Genomic DNA, 23,308 nt, shown 5'->3' with positions numbered 1-23,308 from the left:
GTGCGCAATCCGGTGAGCTGCCAATGCATCACCGCCCGCGAATTCGCGGGTGCCCGAAAACGCGATCGCGCGTGAATCGGCCCTGCAATTCAATCCTCGTCGAGTTCCGCAAAGCGCGCGACCAGGAAATCGATCAGCGCCCTCACGGATGGCAGCTGGCCGCGGCGCGAAGAGAACACCGCATGAATGATCTCGCGACGCGGTGCCCAACCCGCCAGCACCTGGACGAGCTCGCCGCGGGCGAACTGTTCGCGCACCATCATCGTCGGTAGCTGCACGACACCCAGCCCCGCCGTGGCCGCCGCGCGGAGGGCCAGCATGCCGCGAGTGATCAGGCGGGGCTGATGGTGAATCGCCACCTGGCTGCCATCGGGACCGAACAGGTTCCAGACATGCTCCCCCTGCGGCACGCCCAGGCCGAGGCTGGGCAGCAGCGCAAGGTCCGCCGGCACCTGCGGCGTCGCGATGCTTTCCAGCAGCCTGGGGTTGGCCACCAGGCACTGGCCTCGATCAGCCAGCACGCGCAGCACCAGGTCGCTGTCCTGCAGCGGCGGCGGGCGTACGCGGATCGCAATATCGATGCCCTCCGCGACCACGTCGACGCGCCTGTTGGTTTCCTCCAGGTGCACTTCGACGCGCGGGTACTTCAGCATGAACGCTGCGAGCATGTCGCCGATGCGTGCATCCAGCAAGGCCACGGGGCAGGTCATGCGAACGATGCCGCGAGGTTCCGAGTGGGTGAGGGCAATGGCTTCGTCGGCCGCGTCCGCCTCGACCAGCATCGCACGGCAATGCGCGTAGTAGGTCTGGCCCAGCTCGGTCACGGAAAAGCGGCGCGTGGAACGAAGCACCAGGCGCGTGCCCAGGCGCTCCTCCAGCAGCGCGATGCGGCGGCTCAGCTTGGACTTGGGCATGCCCAGCGCGCGGCCCGCCGGCGCAAAACCACCGTGGTCCACCACCTGGGTGAAGTAGTAAAGGTCGTTGAGATCGCGCATCGTTCATCAAATAGAACGCTCCGGCGAAATTTAGCCGACTACCGGATCTTTGGTGCGAGTTTTACGCTTCTGCTCATGCATTGGGGCCATCGCCCCTTGGAGAAACAAGATGAGCATGAAGAAAGTCCGCGGCGTCTACAGCGCCCCCCGGCCGCACTGGGTGGGCGATGGATTTCCCGTCCGCTCGATGTTCTCGTACCAGAGCCACGGCGTGCACCTGAGCCCGTTCCTGCTGCTCGACTACGCAGGGCCGGCGCAGTTTGCCCCGGCTGAAGCACCTCGCGGCGTCGGCGTCCACCCGCACCGCGGTTTCGAGACCGTGACCATCGTCTACCAGGGCGAGGTCGACCACCGCGATTCGACAGGCGCAGGAGGCCATATCGGCCCCGGCGACGTGCAGTGGATGACGGCGGCTTCCGGCATCCTGCACGAGGAGTTCCACTCCGAAGCGTTCACCCGGCAGGGCGGCACGCTCGAGATGGTGCAGCTCTGGGTCAACCTTCCGGCGCGCGCGAAATTGGCCGAACCGGGCTACCAGACCCTGCTGGAGCGCGACATCCCCGCCGTTGCGCTCCCCGGCAAGGCGGGCCGCGTCCGCGTCATTGCGGGCGAGTACGGCGGCCAGGCCGGACCGGCGCGCACCTTCACGCCCATGGACGTCTGGGACGTCCGCCTGAACCAGGGCGGATCCGCGCGCCTCGATCTTTCGGCAGGGCGCACGACCGTGCTGGTGGTGTTGCGCGGCGTGGTCCTGGTGAACGGCCGCGACGTGGTGCGCGAGGCGCAGCTTGTCCAGTTCGACCAGGACGGCGACAGCGTCGAGCTCGAAGCCAACACCGACGCCACGGTGCTGGTGCTCAGCGGCGAACCCATCGACGAGCCCGTCGTGGGCCAAGGCCCCTTCGTGATGAACAGCGAAGAAGAGATCCGCCAGGCCTTCGACGACTTCCGCAGCGGCCGTTTCGGCCAGATGCATCCCTGACGCCGAGGCCGGCGCGCCCGCCAGGGCAAGGCCGGTCGCGCGGTCAACCCACGCCCTCGCGGGCATTCACTGCAACCCCAAGGAGACTTCCCATGGCCCACAAGCCCTACACCCGCCTCGACAAGAACGACGTCGCCGTGCTGCTGGTCGACCACCAGACCGGCCTGCTCTCGCTGGTGCGCGACATCGATCCCGACAAGTTCAAGAACAACGTGCTGGCCCTGGCCGACATCGCCAGCTACTTCAAGCTGCCGACGGTGCTGACCACCAGCTTCGAGAACGGCCCCAACGGTCCGCTCGTGCCCGAGCTGAAGGCCCAGTTCCCCGACGCGCCGTACATTCCGCGCCCTGGCCAGATCAACGCCTGGGACAACGAGGACTTCGTCAAGGCGGTGAAGGCCACGGGCAAGAAGCAGTTGCTGATCGCGGGCGTGGTGACCGAAGTCTGCGTGGCCTTTCCTGCGCTGTCGGCGCTGGCCGAGGGCTTCGAAGTCTTCGTTGTCACCGACGCCTCGGGCACCTTCAACGACGTGACGCGCCAGGCCGCCTGGGACCGCATGTCGGCCGCCGGGGCGCAGCTGATGTCCTGGTTCGGCGTGGCCTGCGAGCTGCACCGCGACTGGCGCAACGACATCGAGGGCCTGGGCACGCTGTTCTCCAACCACATCCCCGACTACCGCAACCTGATCACCAGCTACACCCGGCTGGCCCAAGGAAAGTGAGCACCCCATGACCACGCCGAACACCATCGCCAACTTCAACGGCGCCAAGCCCGTGATCGACCCGGACGACGCCGTGATGCTGCTGATCGATCACCAGAGCGGCCTGTTCCAGACCGTGAAGGACATGCCGATGACCGAGCTGCGTTCCAACGTCACCACGCTGGCCAAGGTCGCGGCGCTGGCGAAGATCCCGGTCATCACCACCGCCTCTGTGCCGCAGGGGCCGAACGGGCCGCTGATTCCCGAAGTGCACAAGTACGCGCCGCATGCGCAGTACGTGGCGCGCAAGGGCGAGATCAACGCCTGGGACAACCCCGAGTTCGTCGCCGCCGTGAAGGCCACCGGGCGCGGCACGCTGATCATTGCCGGCACCATCACCAGCGTGTGCATGGCCTTCCCGAGCATCGCGGCGGTGCACGAGGGCTACCGCGTGTTCGCGGTGATCGACGCCTCGGGCACCTACTCGAAGATGGCGCAGGAGATCACGCTGGCGCGCGTGGTGCAGGCCGGCGTGGTGCCGATCGACACGGCCGGCGTGTGTTCGGAGATCCAGAAAACCTGGAACCGCGAAGACGCGCTGCAATGGGCCGAGGCCTACAGCGCCGTGTTCCCGCCGTACCAGTTGCTGATCGAGAGCTACACGAAGGCGCAGGAAGTCGTGAAGAACAGCGAGCAACCGGACTCGCAGAGAAAGTAGCTGCCCGCGTGCCTGAGGAGCCGGTTGGGCGCGGTCAGGGTGCCATCACCCGCCGCCGCGCCCATCCGCTGCCCCCGCCGCTTCCACCAGGAAGCTGACCAGCGCCTGCACCCGCGCGCTGCGCCCCTTGCGCGTGGGCACGAGCACCACCACCGGGGCGGCGCCAAATTCCCAGTCCGCCATCACGCGTTCGAGGCGGCCGGCGGCCAGCGCTTCGGCGGCATCCCATTGGGAGCGCAGCACGATGCCCAGGCCATCCTCGGCCCACTGGCGCGCCACGCTGCCGTCGTTGCTGACGAAGGCCGGGTTGATGCGCAGCGTCTCGCCCTTGCGGGCGCCGCTGCCCGCGGGCCGCATGTGCCACAGCGTCACGTCTTCATCGTTCTCGCGGATGCAGATGCAGGCGTGGTAGGCCAGGTCCGCCGGGTTGCGGGGCGTGCCGTGCTCGCGCAGGTAGCCGGGGCTCGCGCACAGCCAGCGTTCGTTGGAGGCGAGCGTGTGCGCCACCCATGACGAGTCGCGCACCGCGCCCACGTGCACCACCGCGTCGGAATCGTGCTTGTCGGGCCACGGCGTTTCGCGCAGGTCCAGCTGCAGCCGCAGGGCCGGATGCAGGCGGGAGAAACGGGACAGCCATGGCGCGACGTGCGTGCGGCCATAGCCGAAGGACGCGGCCACGCGCAGCGTTCCGCTCAGGCGCCGGTCGTCGCGCTGCAGGGATTCGCGCAGGCCGTCGAACTTCAGCAGGAGTTCATAGGCCTCGCGTCCGAACCGTTCGCCTTCCGAGGTCAGGTGCAGCTTGCGCGACGTGCGGTTGGCCAGCACCAGGCCCAGCGAGGCCTCGAGCTTGCGCAGGCGCATCGACAGCGCGGGCGGCGTGACGCCGAGCGAGCGCGCGGCCGCGCTGAGCGAGCTCTCGCGCAGCAGCGCGGCAGCCAGGCGAAGGTCTTCGATCTGCATCATTCAGCAGAGCTTAACTATTGATGACGCAAGAGTGAAGCTCGAAGACACCTTGGCGCACCTAAAGTGAGCGCCATGCAAAACACTTCGACTCCCATTGCCGCGGCCGGGCGCTATCCCCGGGCCGTGCTGTTCGACCTGCTCACTGCGCTGCTCGATTCGTGGACCGTCTGGAACGCGGCTGCCGGCTCCGAGCAGATGGGCCGCGCCTGGCGCGCCGAATACCTGCGGCTCACCTATGGCTGCGGCGCCTACCTGCCCTACGAAGACCTGGTGCGGCAGGCCGCGGCCACCGTGGGGTTGCCCGCGAGCGCCCCGCAGTCGCTGGACGACCATTGGGACGAGCTGCCCGCATGGAGCGGCGCCACCGAACTGCTGCGGGCGCTCCGGCCCCACTGCAAGCTGGCCGTGGTGACCAACTGCTCGCGGCGCCTGGGCCAACGCGCGGCCGAACGCCTGGGAATCGACTGGGACGTGGTCGTGACCTCCGAGGAGGCGGGCTTCTACAAGCCCGATCCCAGGCCCTACAGGCTGGCCCTGGAGCGGCTGGACGTGCAGCCGGCCGAGGCGGCCTTCGTTGCCGGATCAGGCTACGACATGTTCGGCACCGCCAGCGTCGGCCTGCGCACCTACTGGCACAACCGCGTCGGGCTCGCCCGGCCCGAGGGCGCGCCGCCGGCGGAGGTCGAGTCGCCCACGCTCGATGGTGCGCTGCCATGGCTGCGCGGCTTTCGACCGGCCGCTTCCTGATCCAACCACCACTCCAGGACCTGCCCATGATCCGCTCCCTTCGCCTGGCCGGCAGCCTTGCCGCCTTCTGTGCCGGCTTGCTGGCCGCGCCTGGTGCTTTCGCCCAGCCGTTTCCGAGCCGCCCCGTCACGCTGATCGTTCCTTTCCCCGCCGGCGGTCCCAGCGATGCACTGGCCCGCGCCGTCGCACAGAAGATGGCTGCGCCGCTGGGCCAGCCCATCGTCATCGAGAACCTCGGCGGCGCCAACGGCGTCATCGGCCTGGCGAAGGCGACCAAGGCCGCCGCCGACGGCTACACCATCTCGTTCGGAGGCATCGGCACGCACGTGGCCAACCTCGCGCTGTACAAGAAGCTGGCCTATGACCCCGTCGCCGATTTCGCGCCCATCGGCCCCGCGGGCGCGGCACCGATGCTGCTGCTGGCCCGCGCCGACCTGCCGGCCAACGATCTGCGCGAGTTCAGCGCCTGGCTGGCGAAGCACAAGGACAAGGCCTCCTACGGCAGCGCGGGCGTGGGGTCGATCTCGCACTACGGCTGCGTGCTGTTGCTGTCTTCCCTCGGCCAGAACGCCACGCATGTGCCCTACAAGGGCGTTGCGCCGGCGGTCAACGACCTGATGGGCGGGCAGACCGATTTCATGTGCGACCAGACCACCACCGCATTGCCGCAGATCGCCGGCGGGCGCATCAAGGCCATCGCCGTGCTGTCGGGCACGCGCCTCGTGCAGTTGCCGCGTGCAGCCACCGCGGCGGAAGGCGGCCATGCGCTGGACGTGCGTTCCTGGAATGCCTTCTTCGCCCCGCGCGGCACGCCGCCGCCCGTGCTTGCCAGGCTGACCGGCGCACTGCAGCAGGCGGTGGCCGATCCGGCGCTGCGCAAGCAGATGGAAGGGCTGGGCGTCGACCTGCCCGCACCTGCCGATGCAACGCCCGCGACCGTCGCCGCGCTCATTGCGCGCGGCATCCGCGACGACGTGCCGGCCCTCAAGGCCAAGGGCCAATACCTGGACTGATTCGAAATGGACAACATGCAGAACTCCCCTCCAAACCTCGCCGACATCGACACCCCCGCCGCCATCGTGTCGCTTCCGCGCATGCAGCGGAACATCGCGCGCATGCAGCAGCAGGCCGATGCGCTGGGCGTGCGCTTTCGCCCGCACGTGAAGACCAGCAAATGCGCCGATGTGGTCGCGGCCCAGCTTGCCGCTGGCGCGGCGGGCATCACGGTGTCGACGCTGAAGGAGGCCGACCAGTTCTTCGCCCGCGGCGTGACCGACATCCTCTATGCCGTCGGCATGGCGCCGCACCGGCTCGCGCATGCGCTGGACCTGCGCCAGCGCGGCTGCGCACTGCAGATACTGACCGACAGCGTCGAAGGCGCGCGGGCCATCGCCGACTACGGCCGTGCGCACGGCCACGCCTTCGAGGTGCTCATCGAGATCGACACCGATGGCCACCGCTCCGGCATCAAGCCGGGCGAGGACCTGCTGCTCGAGGTCGGCCGCATGCTGCACGAGGGCGGCATGCGCCTGGCCGGCGTGCTGACGCATGCGGGCTCCAGCTACGAACTGCACACGCCCCAGGCCCTGGCCGCGCTGGCCGAGCAGGAACGCGCCGGCTGCGTGCAGGCCGCGCAGCGCCTGCGCGCCGCGGGCCTGCCGTGCCCCATCGTGTCGGTGGGCTCCACCCCCACGGCGCTGGAAGCCGCGTCGCTGGATGGCGTCACCGAACTGCGCGCCGGGGTCTATGTCTTCTTCGACCTGGTGATGCGCAACGTGGGCGTCTGCCGCACCGAAGACATTGCGCTGAGCGTGCTCACCACCGTGATCGGGCACCAGGCCGACAAGGGCTGGGCCATCGTCGATGCCGGCTGGATGGCCATGAGCCGCGACCGGGGCACGGGCAAGCAGCAGCGCGACTACGGCTATGGCCAGGTGTGCACCGTGGACGGAGTGCCGATCGAGGGCTACCTGCTGTCGGCCGCCAACCAGGAGCACGGCATCCTCTCGCGCGAGGGCGCTGCGGACCCGGACATCGTGGCGCGCTTTCCGGCCGGAACCCGGCTGCGCATATTGCCCAACCATGCCTGCGCCACCGGCGCGCAGTTTCCCGCCTACCAGGCGCTGGCCGAGGACGGCACGGTGCAAACCTGGGAGCGCTTCCATGGCTGGTGAGAACGTTGCCGAGTCCAACGACATGTCGGGCCCGGTCCATGTCGCAGTGCCCGCGCTGGCCAGGCCGGGCGGTCACTACAGCCATGCCGCCGTTGGCGGCGGCCTGGTCTTCATCGCCGGGCAATTGCCGATCACGCCGGCCGGCGAGCGCCTGGCCGATGCGGCTTTCGAGGTGCAGGCGGCGCAGACGCTGGCGAACGTGGAGGCGGCCTTGCTCGCCGCGGGTTCGGGCATCGGCAAGCTGCTGCAGGTAAGGGTCTACCTCGACGACATCGCCAACTGGCCGGCCTTCGACAGGATCTATGCGCAGTGGGCCGGACCCTCGCGCCCGGCCCGGGCCGTCGTGCCGACTGGGCCGCTGCATTTCGGGTTCAAGGTCGAGGTGGAGGCGATGGCGCTTGGGTGATCGGGCGGTTGCGGTTGAAGGCTTGGACGCTAGACTGGCGCTAAACGAACCTTAATGGATAGTGCAATATGCCATTGAGAGCATCGGACATTGTTCCCATCAGCGAAGCGCGCACCCGGCTCACCGAACTGGCCGAAGACGTGGTCCGCAGCGGCGCGGAGAAGGTGCTGACCAAGAACGGCGCGAGCTACGTTGCCTTGGTCGATGCACGCCGGCTGGACTACTACCATGCCCTCGAGTCGGAGCACGCCAGCCTTGTGCTGGCCGAGGACGCCATCACCGGCCTGCGGCAGGCCTTGGCAGGCCAGTTCGTGTCTGACGAGGAACTGGACCGGGCACTCGGTGTCGCATCGGCGCCGTGAGCATGCCTGTCAAAGCGCGCTACGTCGCAGGAACACATGCGTGGCCCTCTCGCCTGCCACCTGCCGTTCGCAGCGGTAGCCCAGCACCGGCAGGTCCAGGCCTGCGAACAGCGCCTCGCCCTTGCCCAGCAACACCGGACGCACGGCCAGGTGCAGTTCGTCGATCAGCCCGGCCCTCAGGTATTCGCGCACCGTCGCCACGCCGCCGCCCACGCGCACGTCGCGTGCGCCTGCGGCCGCTTGTGCCAGCGCGAGCGCTTCGTGGATGCCGCCCGTGACGAAGTGGAAGGTGGTGCCGCCGCGCATCGTCAGCGGTGCGCGCGCATGGTGGGTGAGCACGAAGACCGGCACGTGGTAGGGAGGCTCGTCGCCCCACCAGCCTTTCCAGCTTTCGTCGGGCCAGGGACCGCGCACCGGCCCGAACATGTTGCGCCCGAGGATCCAGGCACCCATCTCGGCAAAGCCTTGTTCGGCCATCTCGTTGTCGATGCCGGTCTCGCCATTGGCCTCGCCCGTCTTTTGCATCTGCTGCCAGACGCGCGTGGGAAAGAACCAGTCCATGAGTTCGGGACCGCGAACACCCAGCGGGTGCTCCAGGCTCTGGTCCGGGCCGGCGGCGAAGCCGTCGAGCGAAACGCCGAAGCTGCGCACGAGCAATCGGGCCATGGTGTCGTCTCCTGCAGGAAGAAGGGAGCTTCAGTTTAGCGCTGGCGGCGTCCCGACGAACCCTCGTTCGAGGCCATGGGCGTCGCGCAGAATGCGCGCATGAGCATCGAATACTTCGGCGTTGAAGAAGCCATTGCCGGCACCGGCCTGCGCATGGTGGTGGTAGGCCACATTCCCAGCCCCTGGTCCGAGGCGGCCAAGGGCATCCTGCATGTGAAACGCATTCCGTGGAAAGCGGTGCGCCTCGCTTATGACAGTCCGCAACTCAAGGAGTGGGCCGGCCAGCGCAACGCGCCCGTGGCCGTCTACAACAACGAGGCGCCGCGCTCGGGCTGGGCGGACATCCTGCTGCTGTGCGAGCGGCTCGCGCCGCAGCCCTCGCTGCTGCCGGCCGATGCAGCCGAGCGGGCGCTGATGTTCGGCCTGGCCCACGAGATCTGCGGCGAGCAGGGGCTGGCCTGGTCGCGCCGCCTGCAGCTGGTGCAGGCCGGCCTGGCAGGAGAGGGCGGCTTCGCTGCGCCGGCCGCCGCATACATCGGCAAGAAGTACGGCTTCAGTCCACAGGCGGGCGCGAGTGCACCCGCGCGCGTGGTGGCTGTGCTGAAGATGCTGGCGGCGCGCCTGAAGGCGCAGCAGGCGGCCGGCAGCGATTACTACATCGGCGCAAGCCTTGGCGCGGTGGACATCTACAGCGCGACCGCGCTGGCGCTGATGCGTCCGTTGCCGCACGCCATCTGCGAGATGGACCCCGCCACGCGCCGGGCTTTCGAATTCCGCGAGCCGGTGACCGATGCAGCGCTGGACGATGTACTGCTGCGGCACCGGGACATGGTGTACGAGCGGCACCTGGGACTGCCGCTGTCGCTGTGACGTGAATGCATTCACGACGCGCTTGTCCGCTCGTTCAGTGGCCGGCAAACCTCCAGCACCAACCCGCGCAGCCACTGGTGCGCAGGGTCCCGATCCAGGCGCGGGTGCCACATCTGCGACACGGTGATCTGCTCGGTCGGCATCGGCAGCGGGAACGAGCGCAGCGTGCCGCGCGCCCTCAGGTGTTCGAAGTAGGAAGACGGTATCAATGCAACCAGGTCGGTCGCGGCCGCTATCGACAAGGCAGTGCCGAAGCTGGGCACCACGACCGCGGTGTTGCGCACCAGGCCCATTGCCGCGAGTGCGTCGTCCGCCGGCCCCACGGTCCGGCCGTGGCGTGAAGTGACCACGTGGTCGCAGGCAGCGTAGCGCTCGGCCGTGATCTCGGGTCCGGCGAGCAGGGGATGGCCATCGCGCACCACCGCAATGAAGCGGTCGCGAAAGAGCGCCTGGACGCGGACCTCCGGGCCCGACTCGCCCAGAACGCCGATGTCCAGATCGAGCAATCCCTCGCGCAGAGGCCGGACATCCTTGTCGGGCTTGGGCGCAAAGCGCAGGCGAACGCCCGGCGCCTCGCGCGCGGCGCGGGCCACCAGCTGGGGCGCGAAGCCCTCGATGAAGCCGTCGTTGGCCCGTATCGTGAACAGGTGCCGGAGCGTGCGGGGGTCCATGCTCGCGCCGGCGGGCTGAAGCACCGCGCGCGACTCCTGCACCAGTTCCCTGACGCGGTCGCGCAATGCCAGCGCATGCGGCGTGAGCACCATGGCGCGGCCCGCGCGCACGAGGAGCTGGTCCCCGGTGGATTCCCGCAGCCGCGCGAGCGCCCGGCTCATCGCCGACTCGCTCAGGTCCAGGCGCTCGGCAGCTTTGGCGACGCTGCCTTCGGAGAGAAGTGCGTTCAACGCAAACAGCAGGTTCAGGTCGGCTTCTGTCGGCATGCCCGAAGCTAGCACGGCCGCGAGGATTTCGACAGGCGCCGCATGCAGGAACAAGCTGCGCGCCACGCGCTGTGCAAGCCGTGTGCGCAGTCCTACGCTGGACCCATGTTGACATCCACACTTCGACCCGACTCTTCTTCCACTGCTTCACGCACCGCCGAAGCCCGGGAGGTGAACGACGACGCAAAGGCGGTGCACGATGTCGACGGCCTGCCGCTGCCGCGGCGCTGCCTGGCCGTCGCCGCGATCCTTGGCGCGGGCGTGCTGGTGGTGCTCGATGGCGCCATCGCCAATATCGCGCTGCCCAACATTGCCCAGCAGTTGCAGGCGAGACCCGCCGACGCCGTCTGGGTCATCACCGCCTACCAGCTGGCCGTGGTCATGTTCCTGCTGCCGGCTTCTGCGGTCGGGGAGAGCTTCGGGTATCGGCGGGTCTTCGCGGGCGGCGTTGCGCTGTTCACCGCGGCGTCGGTGCTGTGCGCGTTGGCCCCATCGCTGCCATGGCTCGTGGCCGCAAGGTGCCTTCAGGGCCTGGGCAGTGCGGCCGTCATGCCGCTCGGGCTGGCGTTGCTGCGCTTCACTTATCCACGCCGGCTGCTGGCACGCTCGATCGCGTGGAATGCGCTCGCCGTCGCGGCTGCTTCAGCGGCAGGCCCCACCCTTGGCGCCTTCATACTCTCCGCGGCAAGTTGGCCGTGGCTCTTTGCGGTGAACCTGCCGATCGGCCTTCTCGTGCTCGCCGCCTGCGCGGGCTTGCCGAGCCCGGCGCGCTCGGTGCGCCGCATCGACGGCTGGAGCATCGCGCTCAACGCGGTCATGTTCGCCTCTTTCGTGCTGGGGAGCGACCGGCTGGTGGCGCAGCCGCTGCACGGCGGCGCGTTGCTTGCGCTGTCGGCCGCTTGCATGGTCCTGCTGGTGAGGCGCGAGATGCCGAAGGCGGCACCGTTGATCCCGCTCGACCTGCTGCGCGTGCATTCCTTTCGGATCTCGGTCATTGCCTCCGTGTGCTGCTTCACCGGCCAGATGGCCGGCCTCGTGGCACTGCCGTTCTACATCCAGCACGAACTCGGCCAGAGCGCCGTGATGGCCGGCCTCTTGATGACCCCCTGGCCCTTGGCGGTGATGCTGGCCGCGCCACTGTCGGCGCGCCTGGCCCAGCGCGTGCCCAGCGCCTGGCTGTGCGCGGCCGGCAGTGCGTGCTTCGCGAGCGGTCTGGCCCTGTGCGCCCTGTGGCCGCTGCACGGCAGCCCGGCCGTGCCGATCGCCGCGTTCACGAGCCTCGCAGGCCTGGGCTTCGGCTTCTTCCAGACACCGAACAACCAGAACATGCTGCTCTCGGCACCCAAGGAACGCAGCGGCGCCGCCGGTGGCGCGCAAGGCACCGCCCGGCTCACGGGCTTGACGCTCGGCAGCCTGTTGATGAGCCTGATGTTCGAGCTGCTGCCGTCCCACAGCGTGGTGCACTGGGGCCTGGCGATCGCTGCTCTGGTTGCGTTGGCGGGGAGCGCGGCGAGTTTGCTCAGGAGCAGCGCGAGGGATCGCGCCGTGTGATGGGTATCGGGAGGAGAGGGGTACGCCTGATGAAATCAAGCATCAGCGCAACGGCCTCGGCCGCATGGGTTTCGAGCAGCAGGTGGCCCGCGTCCAGGACATGGGCTTCCATCCTGGGCAGCGCACGCATCCAGGACAGGACCTCGGCAAGGTCGAAATAGATATCGTGCCTTCCCCACGCCATGAGGGCAGGGGGCTGCCAACGCTCGAGGTACTGGGCGATGGCGCCGAAGCGGGCGGCGTAGTTTCCGTAGTCCGCGATCAGCGCCCGCTGGGTGTCCATATGGCCCGGCAGGTTCATCACCCGCCAATCCTCTTCCCAGTGCTCAGCGGGGATGCGCTCGGCCACCTCCGGCGGAACGCCCGCGATGTAGGTGTCGCGTGTGCCCGCGAGCGTCAGGTGCGCGGTCGCCGCCGCCTGGTTTTCCGCGTTGGGCTGCGACCAGTAGGCCTGCGTTGCGGCCCATCCCGGTCCCCACCCCGTTCGATGTGCGTTGGCGTTCTGCACGATGAGGCCCAGGACTTTCCCTGGCGCCTGCATCGCGATCTGCAGGCCCACGGGCGCGCCCCAGTCATGCAGGTAGATGAACCGCGGCCCGATCTCGAGCGAGTCCAGCAGTTCGGCGATCGCCTGGCCGATGGCGGCAAACGACGGGGCCGGCAGCGGCTCGGATTCGCCGTGGCCGGGCAGATCCGGCGCGATCACGAAAGCGGCTTGCGACAGCGCGGGCACGACTGCCCGGAACAGCCGGGCCGAGTTCGGGGTTCCGTGCAGCAGCAGCAAGGCGGGTCTGGACGCCTCGCCCGCGGTGGTGAACGACAGTTCGGTGCCGCCGGACAGGCGGAGCCGTTCCGTCTTCATGTCATCGACCGTGCTGCTCGGCAGGGGCTTTCGCTTCGAGGCGGGTGGCTTCCTGGTTCCCATGCATGAATTCTGGTTTCAAGAAATTCGCCTCTTGTCAGCGCAGGCCGCTACAGCGTGTCCCGGCGACGCCCTCACCGGGCACTTCGACCCGTTCGGCTATAACCTCGATTCCGCAGTGCCGCCCAGGCGAAGGAGTTCTCGATGAGTTTGGATTTTACTTTCGGCCGCATGGCACTCGCCCTCTGCGCCGCTTCGCTCTTCACCGTGACTTCCGCGATGGCCGGCGAGGTCGCCAGCCAGGCGCCAAGCGGGAGCCTCGCCGTCCAAAAATTGGCTGCCCGTACCGGACCGGAGAGCGTTGTCGTGGAGAGCGCAGGGCCCTACGGCGTCGACGCGGAAAGCGTGAGGCGCCATCTTGCCAACACCTTGGCAGGGGATTCGGTGCTGGGGCCGCTACCGCGCAACAACGAGCGCTACAGCTTCGATGGAAAGCTCCGCACCTACGTCGTACCGGTGCGCCCGGCCATCGACAACCCCATCAACAGCTATTCGCCCTACGACAGCAGTTCGTTCCGCCGAGATGCCGTGGCCGCGGATGCGTCGAATCTCGGCTTGCTTCAGGCGGTGTTCAAGCGCCTCGCTGCGGATTGAACGAAGCGCCGGCGACGGCGCATCACCCGCTCCGCGCCGCGCACACCGAAGGACTCGCAGGGCCGGGCCACCACCGATGTTGCTTGATCGCGGCGGCCGGCCGGCCGGCCGGGCGGATTCAGCCGACGGTGTACGGCGTTTCGGGCACCTGCGTGTGGAAGCTGGCATTGAGCATGTTCCACGAGCGGATCGCGCAGACCGCGAACGAGAGGTCCGCGATCTGTGCGTCGCTGAAGTGCCGCTTCACTGCCTCGAAGTCCGCGTCGCTGGGCGTGCGATGCGGCACCGCGTTGACGGCCTCGGCCCAGTTGAACGCGGCGCGCTCGGCTTCGCTGAAGAAGCGCTCGGCCTCGCGCCAGCCGGCCACGGCGTTGACATGGCGCGGGTCCATGCCCTGCTTGAGCAGGTCGGCCCAGTGCATGTCGATGCAGAAGGCGCAGCCGTTGATCTGGCTGATGCGCAAGTTCACCAATTCACGCAGGCGCTTGTCCAGCGTACTGCCGGCGACGTGGGAAAACTGGGTACCGGCACGCGCTGCCGCAGGCGCGAGGGCGTGATAGTCGAGTCGGGCTGAGGACATGGTGAGCTCCTTGTAGCTTGAGGGTTGAGGGAACAACACCTCCTAGACGAGCGGGCGCATTGCCTTGTGACAGGCGCCCGGCACTGCTCGACCATGCCTCGGCCACTGAGCGGCTATCGCCCAAAACATCATCAGCGCACCTTTTTGAAATCGTATATGATGAACATCATGCGAAATTCGAAACATCCCGTCCGAACGGCGGCCAAGGAAGCCTCGCACGAGCGCATCGTCTCGGCTGCGGCGCGGGCGATCCGCCGCAGCGGCTATGACGGAACCGGAGTCGCCGACATCATGAAGGAGGCCGGCCTGACCCATGGCGCCTTCTATGCCCACTTCGCCTCGCGCGAGGCCATGCTGGCGGAAGCAGCGGAGCGGGCCTGTACGGAGTCGGCCGCCATAGCGGCGGAGGCGGCTGCCAGCGTGCCCCGGGAACAGGCCCTGACCTACATGCTCCACGCTTATCTTTCGCGAGAAAACCTGGAGCAGGTCGAGCGGGGGTGCCCCCTGGCCGCGCTGGGTTCGGAAACCGCGCGCCAAACCCCCGAAGTCCGGCGAGCGAACACCCGCTACATCAAGGAAATGGTCGATCTTGTGGCCCGCCAGTCGCCGGATTGGGGGCAGGCCGGTGCCCACGAACGCGCGCTCGTGACCGTCGCCACCATGGTCGGCACCCTGCTGCTGGCCCGCGTCGTCGACGAGCCTGCGCTGTCCGACAGCCTGCGCGAGGCTGCCTTGAAGCACCTGCCCATCGCCTGAGAACACTGGCACCCATCGACCTTTCGCTCGCCAGAAAATATGATGAGCATCATGCGACTATTAAACTGAAGGAAAAACATGAGCACGAAGAACAAGGTGGCCCTCGTGACAGGGGCCTCGTCCGGCATAGGCGAAGCCATTGCGCAGAAGCTGTCAACGGCGGGCTACAAGGTCTACGGCACCAGCCGGCGCGGCGGCGGCGAGGTGGGCCAGCGAACGTTCAAGATGCTGCCACTCGATGTGACCCAGGACGCGTCGGTCGATGCTGTGGTCCGGCAACTGATCCAACTGGAGGGCCGCATCGATCTGCTGGTCAACAACGCCGGCTTCGGGGTCGCTCCCGCCGGTGCGGAAGAGAGCTCGATTGCCCAGGCCCAGGCCATCTTCGACACCAACTTCTTCGGCATGGTGCGGATGATCCGGTCCGTCGTACCGCATATGCGTCGCCAGGGGAGTGGCCGCATCATCAACATTGGCTCCGTGGTGGGCTTCCTGCCTTCGCCTTACATGGCGCTGTACTCCGCCACCAAGTACGCGGTCGCCGGCTATTCGGAATCGCTGGACCATGAACTGCGCACGCAGGGCATTCGCGTCTCGGTGGTGGAGCCTCCCTACATCAACACGCCGTTCGAAGCGAACTCGATGCAGCCCGACACACCGCTGGACATGTACCGCGAGATTCGCGCGGGCATGGAGCAGCGGCTCAAGGATGGAATCGCGGGCGCAGAAGGCCCCGAGGTGGTGGCCGACATCGTGTTGAAGGCGGCCACGGCCACGCAGCCCAAGACCCACTACGCCCCCGGCATGGCCGGCCGCCTGCGCCTGCTGCGCAGGTTCGCGCCGGCCAGCCTGCTGGACGCCGGGGTGCGCAAGGATCTTCGGCTCGACGCGATAGCCCGCTAGCCGTTTCGCACTCCGTTCCAAACAACACTCCTTTTGAAAGAACACGATGACCTTCCAAGCACTGCTCGCCAGCAAGACAGGCGACAAGATCACCACCCGCGTGGTCTCGTTGAGCGAACAAGACCTCATGCCCGGGGACGTCGTGGTCGACGTCGACTACTCCAACGTCAACTACAAGGACGCAATGGCCATCACCGGCCGCGCGGAGGTCATCCGCCAGTTCCCGTTGATTCCCGGCATCGACTTTGCCGGCACGGTCAGGACTTCTTCCTACCCTGGCATCGCTGCTGGCGACCGCGTCGTCGCCAATGGCTGGGGCTTGAGCCAAACCCACCACGGTGGCTATGCGCAGCAGGCGCGCGTGAAGGGCGAATGGCTGGTCAAGCTTCCGGCAGCCTTGTCCACCAAGGACGCGATGGCCATCGGAACGGCGGGGTACACGGCGATGCTCTCCGTGCTGGCGCTCGAGCACGGCGGGCTCACGCCCCAGCATGGCGACGTTCTCGTGACGGGCGCCAATGGCGGCGTCGGTTCCATCGCCATTGCCCTCTTGTCCGGTCTCGGCTACCAGGTCGTTGCCTCCACAGGGCGACTGGAGGAAGGCGGCTATCTGCGCAAGCTGGGGGCCGCCGAGATCATCGATCGCCGGACGCTGTCGGAGCCGGGGGCGCCGATCGCCCGCGAAAGATGGGCCGGTGCCGTCGACTCGGTCGGCAGCCACACACTGGCCAACGTGCTGGCGCAGACAAAGTATCGAGGCGTGGTCACCGCTTGCGGCCTGGCCCAGGGCACCGATCTTCCGGCCTCGGTGCTGCCATTCATCCTGCGCAATGTGACGCTGGCCGGCATCGATTCGGTCAATGCGCCCCAACAGGTGCGCATCGAGGCTTGGTCGCGGCTGGCGCGGGACCTGGATCTGGACAAGCTCGCGCAAGCGACGCATGTGGTCGGCCTTGCCGAGGTGCCTGCAGCCGTCGAGCGATTGTTCGCAGGAAAAGTCCAGGGCCGTACGGTTGTCGACGTCAACGCATGAGTGCGCTGGATCAAGGAAAAACATGAGCGATCTGAATACTCACAAAGCTGCTCACGCCGGCAGGCGCGCGTTGGTGACCGGCGCATCCAGCGGCATCGGCGCGGCCATCGCGCGTGAGCTCGCGGCGCTGGGCGTCGATCTCGTGCTGACGGCGCGGCGCCGCGACGCACTCGAGGCGGTCGCCGCGACCTGCAAGGGCGTCAAGGTCGAGATCATCACCGGGGACCTCGGCAAGCCCGATGCCGCGCGTGCGCTGTGGGACGAGGCGATCGCCGGCGGCCCGATCGACATCCTGATCAACAACGCCGGGTTCGGCTACTTCCGCCGCTTCGACGAGGTCGACTGGGCGCGCGACGCGGAGCTCGTGCAGCTCAACATGACCTCGCTCGTCGCGCTCGCGCGCTGCTTCGTCGACGCGCGCAAGGCAAGCACCGGACCTGCGCACATGGTGAACATCGCGTCGACGGGCGCGTACCAGTCGGTGCCGAACATGGCGCTGTACGCCGCGTCGAAGGCGTTCGTGCGCAACTTCAGCGAGGGCCTGCATGACGAGCACCGCGGCACGCCGCTGACGGTGACCTGCGTCTGCCCTGGCGGCACCGAAACGGCCTTCCACGCCGCGTCGGGCGGGGGCGACTACTCGTGGATCGCGAACGCCTCGACGAAAAGCGCTGAGTTCGTGGCGCACGCCGCCATCCGCGCGATGCTGCGCGGCAAGCGCACCGTGGTGCCCGGCCTGTTCAACAAGCTGTCGTGCCTCAGCGTGCGATTCGTGACGCGGCGGTTCGCATCGCGGGTGGCCACTCAGGTGCTCGGCAAGCCGCGGCTCGCGCTGCCGGCCCGAAGAGAGGCCTGAGAAGCGACGAGGCAATTCCGCCTTCTCGCCGGCGCTTCGGCCTCGTGCAGGTACGCCGTGAAGCCATCCTTGGCCGGCGGCACGGAATGGAGCAGCATCACTGCGCTGACCTGTCCGCGATGGCCCGCGCCGTGCGTCACGACATGCATGAGCATCTCCTCGCGGGACATGCGCCCCGGTGCGCCGTCGGTGAACGCGAAGTCGATACTTTCGGCCAGCTGGGCGGGGTCGAGCGTCGAGACATGGTGGATGTATTCCAGGTCGCTTCTCCGGAGATCGGCGGCCAGGGCTGCGAGCGTCGGCATCTCGCTCAGGTTGGCCGACGGGTATGCGTGGGCTTCTCGCCGCAGGTGGGCGGCGAATATGCGGTCCACCACGTACGTGTGGCTCAACGCCTTGATGGCCAGTGCGGTGACCGGTGAGTGGTCGCCGAGCCCGGCGAGCGCCGTCAGCAGCTGGTCGTCGGCCCAAGCCTTGAATCTGAAGAGGCGGTGCAATGTGTCGTGCATGTCATGGGTCTCCTGGGATGTTTGCGCGTCTGCCAAGAATATGAGCGATCATTCGCTTTTTCCACTCGCATTGACGGCTGCGGAACATGGCGAAAAAACCGGTCACCAAGCCCAGGAAAATCGCGGTCCAGGAGCGATCGCGCGCGACGGTCGGCAGCCTGATCGAGGCAACTGCTCGCATTCTGGTCAAGGAAGGCTTCGACAAGGCGAGCACCAACCGCGTCGCGGAAGTCGCGGGGGTGAGCATCGGCTCGCTCTATCAATACTTCCCCAGCAAGGAGGCACTCGTCGCCGCCGTGATCGAGCGCCACCAGCAGCAGATCATGCAAATGGTCCGCAGCGAACTGGCGCAGGTCAGGGACCAGCCGCTGGACCAGGCGATACGCCGGTTCGTCGCGGTCGCGGTTGCAGCGCATCGGCTCGATCCCCAGCTGCACCGCGTGCTTGCAGAGCAGATCCCGCGCGTGGGAAGGCTCGAGAAGCTGGAGACTTTCAGCCGCGAAAACTTCAGCCTGTTCAGGGCCTACCTCGAGACGGCGCGGGACGAGCTTGGCGTCGACGACCTGGAGCTCGCATCATTCGTCTGCGTCACCACGATCGAGGCATTGACGCACAACGCGGTGCTGCACCATGGCAAGGTGCTGACCGGTGATCGAATGGATGCGCTCATCGACGAGGGCGCACGCCTCGTGACCGGCTATCTCAAAGGCTAGCCCGGCGGTTCAGCGGCGCTGCATCGGGCAAGGCTGCTGACTTCTATCCGTTCAGCACCAGAGACCCCTGCGGATATTGCTCGCACATGAAGTCGACAAACGCCCGGACCTTCGGCGCGGGAAGCCGCCTCGATGTGTGCAGAACCCACAGCGCGACCTCCACGCCCGAGACCATGCCCCACTGAACCAGCTCTCCGCGCGTGAGCTGGTTCCACGCGATGGACTGCGGGATCAGCGCGGCGCCGGCGCCGGCCACCGCGGCGTCGCGGATCATCAGGAACGATGAAAGCCTGAGCCTCGGGACCGGCTCCACGACAAGGCGTCCGTCATCGAGCGTCCAGTTGCCGCCCTGAAAGGTTGTTGCAACAACGCCGGGAACAGCGCTGACCTTGCCCTTGCCTCGCTTGGGCATGGGCACCGAGGGCGCGGCCACGACCACCAGCCGGTCCTTGGCGAAGCACCGGCCCACGAGGCTGCTGTCGGGGCTGGGATTGATCCGGATCGCGGCGTCGAACTGCTCCTCGACGAGGTCGACCAGGCGATCGTCCGCCACCACCTCGCAGCTGACCTCGGGATAAGCCGCGCAGAACTCGGCGCCGATGCGGCCCATCGCCAGCTGCGAGAACAGCACCGGCGAGGCGATGCGCAAGCGCCCGCGCGGCACCGACAAGCCCTCGCGCGCGGAGGTCATGGCGTCGGCCACCTCGTGCATCGGCCCTTCGGTGCGATCCATCAGCATCTGGCCGGCCTCCGTGAGCTTGAGCCCGCGGGCGCTGCGCTCGATGAGCCGCACGCCGAGCTGCTCTTCCAGGTCCGCGATGCGGCGGGACAGCGTGGCCTTCGATCTGCCGCTTGCGCGGCTTGCCTTTCCGAGGCCGCCATTCGCTGCGACGAGCGCGAAGTCGGTCAATGCGTTCAGGTCCATGTGTTCCGGATTTGAGACGAGGTGTCTTCATTTTCGGGTCTTCGTTTTACGAATGCAACGGCCTATCTTCTCCTCATCGCAACTTCGAGATGAGGAAATTGAAATGACCACCACCACTACGCAACGCGCTGTGCTGATCCGGGCCTATGGCGGTGCTGCCGCTGCCGAGGTCGCCGAGATCGCGAAGCCCGCAGCCGGGCCGGGCCAGGTCCTGGTCCGCGTTCGGGCCGCCGGCGTGAACGGCATCGACTGGAAGGTTCGCGAGGGCTTCGTCCGCGACGCCTTCCCGCTGCAGCTGCCCGCCGTGCTGGGCATCGAGCTGGCGGGCACCGTCGAGGCGCTCGGTCCCGGCGCTTCGCGCTTTCGCGTGGGCGATCGCGTCATGGGGCCGCTGGGCGGGCTCGGCGCCTATGCCGATGTCGTGAGCGTCGACGAGGCGAACTTGGTGCGCACGCCGCAAGGCCTGGACGACGTTCATGCGGCCGGCGTTCCGGTGGCGGCCGTGGCCGCCTGGCAAAGCCTGCACCACGCGGGGCCGATCACCGCAGGCCAGCGGATCCTGATCCACGGCGCCGCAGGAGGGCTGGGCGGCTATGCCGTGCAGTACGCCAAGCGGGCGGGGGCCGAAGTCTTCGCCACGGCGTCGACCGCGCACCTCGACTACGTGCGCAGCCTGGGCGCGGACCACGTCATCGACTACCGCACCGAACGTTTCGAGTCGGTCGCACAGAACATCGACCTGGTGCTCGACTACGTCGGCGGCGAAGTGCTCGATCGCTCGTGGCAGGTGCTGTCGAAGGACGGCGCGATCGTCGGCACGTCCTCGCCCGACATCCTGGCACGCACGCCGCCCGGCCACCGCGGACTGTGGTTCATGAACAAGCCGGACACCGCCCTGCTGGAACGGCTGGTGGCGGAGATCGCCGAAGGCACGCTGGTTTCGAAGCTCGGCGAAACCGTGGGCTTCGGCGACATCCCCGCGGCCATCGAACGCAATCGCACCGACCCGCGCATCGGCAAGGTGGTCGCGGACTTCTCGCGCTGATCGATCTTTTTTTATCCTTCTTCAACTTCCTAGGAGATTCCCATGAGCATTCTCGTCACGGGTGCCACCGGCACCATCGGTTCCCTCGTCGTCCAAGGCCTGGCCGCTGCCGGCGCCAACGTCAGCGCGTTCGTTCGCACGTCCGGAAAGCAAGCCTTCCCGGCGGGCGTCAAGGAAGTCGTCGGCGACCTGACCGACGTGCCCTCGCTGCGCGCGGCACTGTCTTCGGTGCGCACGCTGTTCCTGCTGAACGCCGTCACGCCCGACGAAGTGACGCAGGCCCTGGTCGCGCTGAACCTGGCGCGCGAGGCCGGCGTCGAGCGCATCGTCTACCTGTCGGTCATCCATGCGGACAAGTTCACCGATGTGCCGCACTTCACCGGCAAGCACACGGTCGAGCGAATGATCGAGAGCCTCGACATTCCGGCGACCATCCTCCGGCCGGCCTACTTCATGCAGAACGAGCGCATGGTCCAGCAGGTGATCCAGGGCCACGGCGTCTACCCGATGCCGATCGGCTCCATGGGCGTCGCGATGATCGATGCGCGGGACATCGCGGACGCCGCGGTCGCCGAACTGCTGCGCCGCGACCGCGCGCCCGCACCGCAACCGCGCGTGACGCTGGAACTGGTCGGGCCCGAGCTGCTGACCGGCGCCTCGGTGGCCAAGGCCTGGAGTGCCGCGCTCGGCCGCGAAGTGGCTTACGGCGGGGATGACGTGGTGGCCTTCGAAGCTCAGATGGCCGCGCTGGGCCCGTCCTGGCTGGCTTACGACATGCGCCTGATGATGGCCGGGATCCAGAAGTTCGGCATGCACGGTGCGGACGGTGCAGCGGATCGCTTGCAGGCCATCATCGGCCACCCTTTGCGCAGGTACGCGGACTTCGTCAAGGAGGCGGTTGCCGCGACGTAGGCGGTGCCTCGCGGCAGGTTGCGCTTGTGGCAGAGCCAGACATATGCAACCATCGCGCCGCCGTGCGGCGAGGCGACAAAGCGCATCGCCATCACTCGTCGGGCATCACACCAACAAGGGGGCCGCGTGGATCAAGGTGTTCAAAAGAAGGCATTCGTACTATCGCGCGGATTGCACGCGGCTCCTTCGGTTCTCTTGATGGCGGCGGCGATGCTGGTTGCCGCTTGTGGTGGTGGCGGCGGCGGTGGGAGTGGCGGCGCGGTTCTTCCCATCGCCGGCATTCCACCCGCAAATGGCGGCGTGACCCCACCGGACAACGGCAATTCCGACGGCTATCCGCATGCGTTGGAGTCCATCGGCACAGTGCGCCAGATCTACGACGGCGCACTCTCCCCTGAACTGGCGGTCAATACCTACCGCAACATCGACCGCTTGTTTCCCACGCGCACTGTCGAGCCCGGCGGCACGCCGTCTGCGTTGCCCGCTGCGGCCACGCGGCTCGCACAGGTGAGCTTCGCGGTGGGTGCTGCGAGATACAGCCTCGCCGACTTCATGTCGGTGAATCGCGTTGCCGGTCTGCTCATCCTGAAGGACGGCAAGATCGCCAATGAGACCTATCAGTACGGCAACACGCAACGCACGCGCTGGATGTCGATGTCGGTGGCCAAGTCGATCACCTCGACGCTGATCGGTGCGGCCGTGAAGGACGGCTACATTGCCAGCATCGATGACCCGGTCACCAAGTACGTGCCGCGCCTGGTGGGCAGCGCCTACGATGGTGCGACGGTCCGCAATGTGATGATGATGGCTTCGGGCGCGCAGTGGAATGAGACCTACACCAATCCGAACTCCGACCGGCGCCAATTGCTCGAGGCACAGATCAGCCAGAAGCCGGGCTCGGCCATGGATCTCATGAGCAAGCTGCCGCGCGCGGCGGCACCGGGCTCCGTCTACAACTACAGCACCGGCGAAACACAGGTGGCCGGCGAGATCGTCTACAACGCGGTCAAGAAACCCCTGGCGCAATATCTCTCCGAGAAGATCTGGTCGAAGGCCGGGATGGAGGCGCAGGCCAACTGGTGGCTCGACTCGCCCAACGGCGTGGAGATCGGCGGCAGCGGCATCAGCGCCACCTTGCGCGACTACGGCCGCTTCGGCCTGTTCGTGATGAACGATGGTGTGGCTGCCGGCCAGCAGGTGGTGCCGGCCGGATGGGTCACGGAAGCGGGCACGCCCAAGATGCTGACCGGCGGCAGCGCGATCAACTACGGCTACCTGTGGTGGATACCGCCGAGCGGCCCCTCGGCCGCAGACGGCGCCTTCTACGCGAACGGCATCATGGGCCAGCAGATCTACATCAACCGCAAGGAAAAAGTGGTCATCGTCGTCTGGGGCGCGCAGACCGACCCCGCGGGAAACGGCACCTTGCCGGTGGTGCCGTTCTTCGATGCCGTGGTGGCGGCGCTCAAGTAGGCAGTGCGAATATT

General features: G+C 67.6%; 27 protein-coding genes. 19 read left to right on the top strand and 8 right to left on the bottom strand.

Annotated features, from left to right (window positions below):
- Positions 1 to 89: 89 nt before the first annotated feature.
- Positions 90 to 995, bottom strand: coding sequence for a LysR family transcriptional regulator (locus tag ACAM58_RS31235; protein ID WP_369664666.1), 906 nt, complete (start codon positions 993 to 995; stop codon positions 90 to 92).
- A 115-nt stretch (positions 996 to 1,110) separates the two neighbouring features.
- Between ACAM58_RS31235 and ACAM58_RS31230 the strand changes: the two genes are divergently transcribed.
- From ACAM58_RS31230 to ACAM58_RS31220, 3 genes are all read left to right on the top strand, one after another.
- Entirely contained in the window at positions 1,111 to 1,977 is an 867-nt protein-coding gene (locus ACAM58_RS31230) for a pirin family protein (protein WP_307596806.1), read from the top strand.
- A 92-nt stretch (positions 1,978 to 2,069) separates the two neighbouring features.
- Positions 2,070 to 2,699, top strand: coding sequence for an isochorismate family cysteine hydrolase YcaC (gene ycaC / locus ACAM58_RS31225; protein ID WP_369664665.1), 630 nt, complete (start codon positions 2,070 to 2,072; stop codon positions 2,697 to 2,699).
- 7 nt (positions 2,700 to 2,706) lie between these two features.
- Positions 2,707 to 3,396: an isochorismatase family protein gene (locus tag ACAM58_RS31220; RefSeq protein ID WP_369664664.1), complete on the top strand. Its 690-nt coding sequence runs from the start codon at positions 2,707 to 2,709 to the stop codon at positions 3,394 to 3,396.
- A gap of 45 nt (positions 3,397 to 3,441) precedes the next feature.
- Here the strand turns inward: ACAM58_RS31220 and ACAM58_RS31215 are convergent, their stop codons facing one another.
- Entirely contained in the window at positions 3,442 to 4,359 is a 918-nt protein-coding gene (locus ACAM58_RS31215; protein WP_369664663.1) for a LysR family transcriptional regulator, read from the bottom strand.
- A gap of 72 nt (positions 4,360 to 4,431) precedes the next feature.
- Between ACAM58_RS31215 and ACAM58_RS31210 the strand changes: the two genes are divergently transcribed.
- From ACAM58_RS31210 to ACAM58_RS31190, 5 genes are all read left to right on the top strand, one after another.
- The gene (locus ACAM58_RS31210; RefSeq protein WP_369664662.1) at positions 4,432 to 5,106 is read left to right on the top strand and encodes an HAD family hydrolase; all 675 of its coding nucleotides are present in this window, start codon (positions 4,432 to 4,434) and stop codon (positions 5,104 to 5,106) included.
- 26 nt (positions 5,107 to 5,132) lie between these two features.
- The gene (locus ACAM58_RS31205; RefSeq protein WP_369664661.1) at positions 5,133 to 6,119 is read left to right on the top strand and encodes a tripartite tricarboxylate transporter substrate-binding protein; all 987 of its coding nucleotides are present in this window, start codon (positions 5,133 to 5,135) and stop codon (positions 6,117 to 6,119) included.
- A 15-nt stretch (positions 6,120 to 6,134) separates the two neighbouring features.
- Complete coding sequence (locus ACAM58_RS31200; RefSeq protein ID WP_041945901.1) at positions 6,135 to 7,280, top strand: DSD1 family PLP-dependent enzyme; 1,146 nt, start codon at positions 6,135 to 6,137, stop codon at positions 7,278 to 7,280.
- Positions 7,281 to 7,302: 22 nt separating this feature from the next.
- Positions 7,303 to 7,686, top strand: a complete 384-nt coding sequence (locus ACAM58_RS31195; protein ID WP_150106933.1) for a RidA family protein — start codon at positions 7,303 to 7,305, stop codon at positions 7,684 to 7,686.
- A gap of 68 nt (positions 7,687 to 7,754) precedes the next feature.
- Positions 7,755 to 8,048: a type II toxin-antitoxin system Phd/YefM family antitoxin gene (locus ACAM58_RS31190; RefSeq protein ID WP_015866219.1), complete on the top strand. Its 294-nt coding sequence runs from the start codon at positions 7,755 to 7,757 to the stop codon at positions 8,046 to 8,048.
- Between the two features lie 9 nt (positions 8,049 to 8,057).
- Here ACAM58_RS31190 and ACAM58_RS31185 read toward each other — a convergent pair whose 3' ends face one another.
- On the bottom strand, positions 8,058 to 8,714 hold the full coding sequence (locus ACAM58_RS31185) for a dihydrofolate reductase family protein (RefSeq protein WP_015866220.1): 657 nt from the start codon (positions 8,712 to 8,714) through the stop codon (positions 8,058 to 8,060).
- Positions 8,715 to 8,813: 99 nt separating this feature from the next.
- On the opposite strand from ACAM58_RS31185, the gene ACAM58_RS31180 reads away from it, so the two are divergent.
- Positions 8,814 to 9,584: a hypothetical protein gene (locus ACAM58_RS31180; RefSeq protein WP_369664660.1), complete on the top strand. Its 771-nt coding sequence runs from the start codon at positions 8,814 to 8,816 to the stop codon at positions 9,582 to 9,584.
- 11 nt (positions 9,585 to 9,595) lie between these two features.
- Here ACAM58_RS31180 and ACAM58_RS31175 read toward each other — a convergent pair whose 3' ends face one another.
- A complete protein-coding gene (locus ACAM58_RS31175; RefSeq protein WP_015866222.1) occupies positions 9,596 to 10,522 on the bottom strand; it encodes a LysR family transcriptional regulator in 927 nt (308 codons plus the stop codon).
- Between the two features lie 171 nt (positions 10,523 to 10,693).
- On the opposite strand from ACAM58_RS31175, the gene ACAM58_RS31170 reads away from it, so the two are divergent.
- Complete coding sequence (locus ACAM58_RS31170; protein WP_369664659.1) at positions 10,694 to 12,073, top strand: MFS transporter; 1,380 nt, start codon at positions 10,694 to 10,696, stop codon at positions 12,071 to 12,073.
- Here ACAM58_RS31170 and ACAM58_RS31165 read toward each other — a convergent pair.
- Positions 12,042 to 12,935, bottom strand: coding sequence for an alpha/beta hydrolase (locus tag ACAM58_RS31165; RefSeq protein WP_015866224.1), 894 nt, complete (start codon positions 12,933 to 12,935; stop codon positions 12,042 to 12,044). The two genes, ACAM58_RS31170 and ACAM58_RS31165, sit on opposite strands and share 32 nt — an antisense overlap.
- Positions 12,936 to 13,139: 204 nt before the next feature.
- Here ACAM58_RS31165 and ACAM58_RS31160 point away from each other — a divergent pair, with 204 nt between their 5' ends.
- Positions 13,140 to 13,589 (top strand): hypothetical protein, encoded by a 450-nt coding sequence (locus ACAM58_RS31160; RefSeq protein WP_015866225.1) that lies wholly within the window; start codon positions 13,140 to 13,142, stop codon positions 13,587 to 13,589.
- Between the two features lie 118 nt (positions 13,590 to 13,707).
- Here the strand turns inward: ACAM58_RS31160 and ACAM58_RS31155 are convergent, their stop codons facing one another.
- Positions 13,708 to 14,169, bottom strand: coding sequence for a carboxymuconolactone decarboxylase family protein (locus ACAM58_RS31155; RefSeq protein WP_062365245.1), 462 nt, complete (start codon positions 14,167 to 14,169; stop codon positions 13,708 to 13,710).
- Between the two features lie 156 nt (positions 14,170 to 14,325).
- On the opposite strand from ACAM58_RS31155, the gene ACAM58_RS31150 reads away from it, so the two are divergent.
- From ACAM58_RS31150 to ACAM58_RS31135, 4 genes are all read left to right on the top strand, one after another.
- A complete protein-coding gene (locus tag ACAM58_RS31150; RefSeq protein ID WP_015866227.1) occupies positions 14,326 to 14,925 on the top strand; it encodes a TetR/AcrR family transcriptional regulator in 600 nt (199 codons plus the stop codon).
- 78 nt (positions 14,926 to 15,003) lie between these two features.
- The gene (locus ACAM58_RS31145) at positions 15,004 to 15,828 is read left to right on the top strand and encodes an oxidoreductase (RefSeq protein ID WP_015866228.1); all 825 of its coding nucleotides are present in this window, start codon (positions 15,004 to 15,006) and stop codon (positions 15,826 to 15,828) included.
- Positions 15,829 to 15,874: 46 nt separating this feature from the next.
- Positions 15,875 to 16,861 carry an MDR family oxidoreductase gene (locus tag ACAM58_RS31140; RefSeq protein ID WP_015866229.1) on the top strand — a complete coding sequence of 329 codons (987 nt, stop codon included), beginning with the start codon at positions 15,875 to 15,877 and terminating at the stop codon, positions 16,859 to 16,861.
- 22 nt (positions 16,862 to 16,883) lie between these two features.
- Positions 16,884 to 17,717 (top strand): SDR family NAD(P)-dependent oxidoreductase, encoded by an 834-nt coding sequence (locus tag ACAM58_RS31135; protein WP_369664658.1) that lies wholly within the window; start codon positions 16,884 to 16,886, stop codon positions 17,715 to 17,717.
- On the opposite strand, the gene ACAM58_RS31130 is transcribed toward ACAM58_RS31135, so the two are convergent.
- Positions 17,666 to 18,226, bottom strand: coding sequence for a DinB family protein (locus ACAM58_RS31130; protein ID WP_369664657.1), 561 nt, complete (start codon positions 18,224 to 18,226; stop codon positions 17,666 to 17,668). The genes ACAM58_RS31135 and ACAM58_RS31130 overlap by 52 nt on opposite strands.
- Before the next feature lie 86 nt (positions 18,227 to 18,312).
- Here ACAM58_RS31130 and ACAM58_RS31125 point away from each other — a divergent pair, with 86 nt between their 5' ends.
- Positions 18,313 to 18,939: a TetR/AcrR family transcriptional regulator gene (locus tag ACAM58_RS31125; protein ID WP_369664656.1), complete on the top strand. Its 627-nt coding sequence runs from the start codon at positions 18,313 to 18,315 to the stop codon at positions 18,937 to 18,939.
- A 43-nt stretch (positions 18,940 to 18,982) separates the two neighbouring features.
- Here the strand turns inward: ACAM58_RS31125 and ACAM58_RS31120 are convergent, their stop codons facing one another.
- Positions 18,983 to 19,864, bottom strand: a complete 882-nt coding sequence (locus ACAM58_RS31120) for a LysR family transcriptional regulator (RefSeq protein WP_015866233.1) — start codon at positions 19,862 to 19,864, stop codon at positions 18,983 to 18,985.
- Between the two features lie 103 nt (positions 19,865 to 19,967).
- Here ACAM58_RS31120 and ACAM58_RS31115 point away from each other — a divergent pair, with 103 nt between their 5' ends.
- The 3 genes from ACAM58_RS31115 (at position 19,968) to ACAM58_RS31105 (ending at position 23,294) form a co-directional block, all read left to right on the top strand.
- Complete coding sequence (locus tag ACAM58_RS31115) at positions 19,968 to 20,909, top strand: NADP-dependent oxidoreductase (RefSeq protein ID WP_369664655.1); 942 nt, start codon at positions 19,968 to 19,970, stop codon at positions 20,907 to 20,909.
- A gap of 42 nt (positions 20,910 to 20,951) precedes the next feature.
- Positions 20,952 to 21,821, top strand: a complete 870-nt coding sequence (locus tag ACAM58_RS31110) for an NmrA/HSCARG family protein (RefSeq protein ID WP_369664654.1) — start codon at positions 20,952 to 20,954, stop codon at positions 21,819 to 21,821.
- 300 nt (positions 21,822 to 22,121) lie between these two features.
- Complete coding sequence (locus ACAM58_RS31105; RefSeq protein WP_369664653.1) at positions 22,122 to 23,294, top strand: serine hydrolase domain-containing protein; 1,173 nt, start codon at positions 22,122 to 22,124, stop codon at positions 23,292 to 23,294.
- The last annotated feature ends 14 nt before the right edge of the window (positions 23,295 to 23,308 follow it).

This window comes from Variovorax sp. V116, assembly GCF_041154435.1.
Classification (GTDB): Bacteria; Pseudomonadota; Gammaproteobacteria; order Burkholderiales; family Burkholderiaceae_C; genus Variovorax; species Variovorax paradoxus.
The sequence above is the reverse complement of the archived record's forward strand: the minus strand, read 5'-3'. Positions and strand labels throughout refer to the sequence as shown.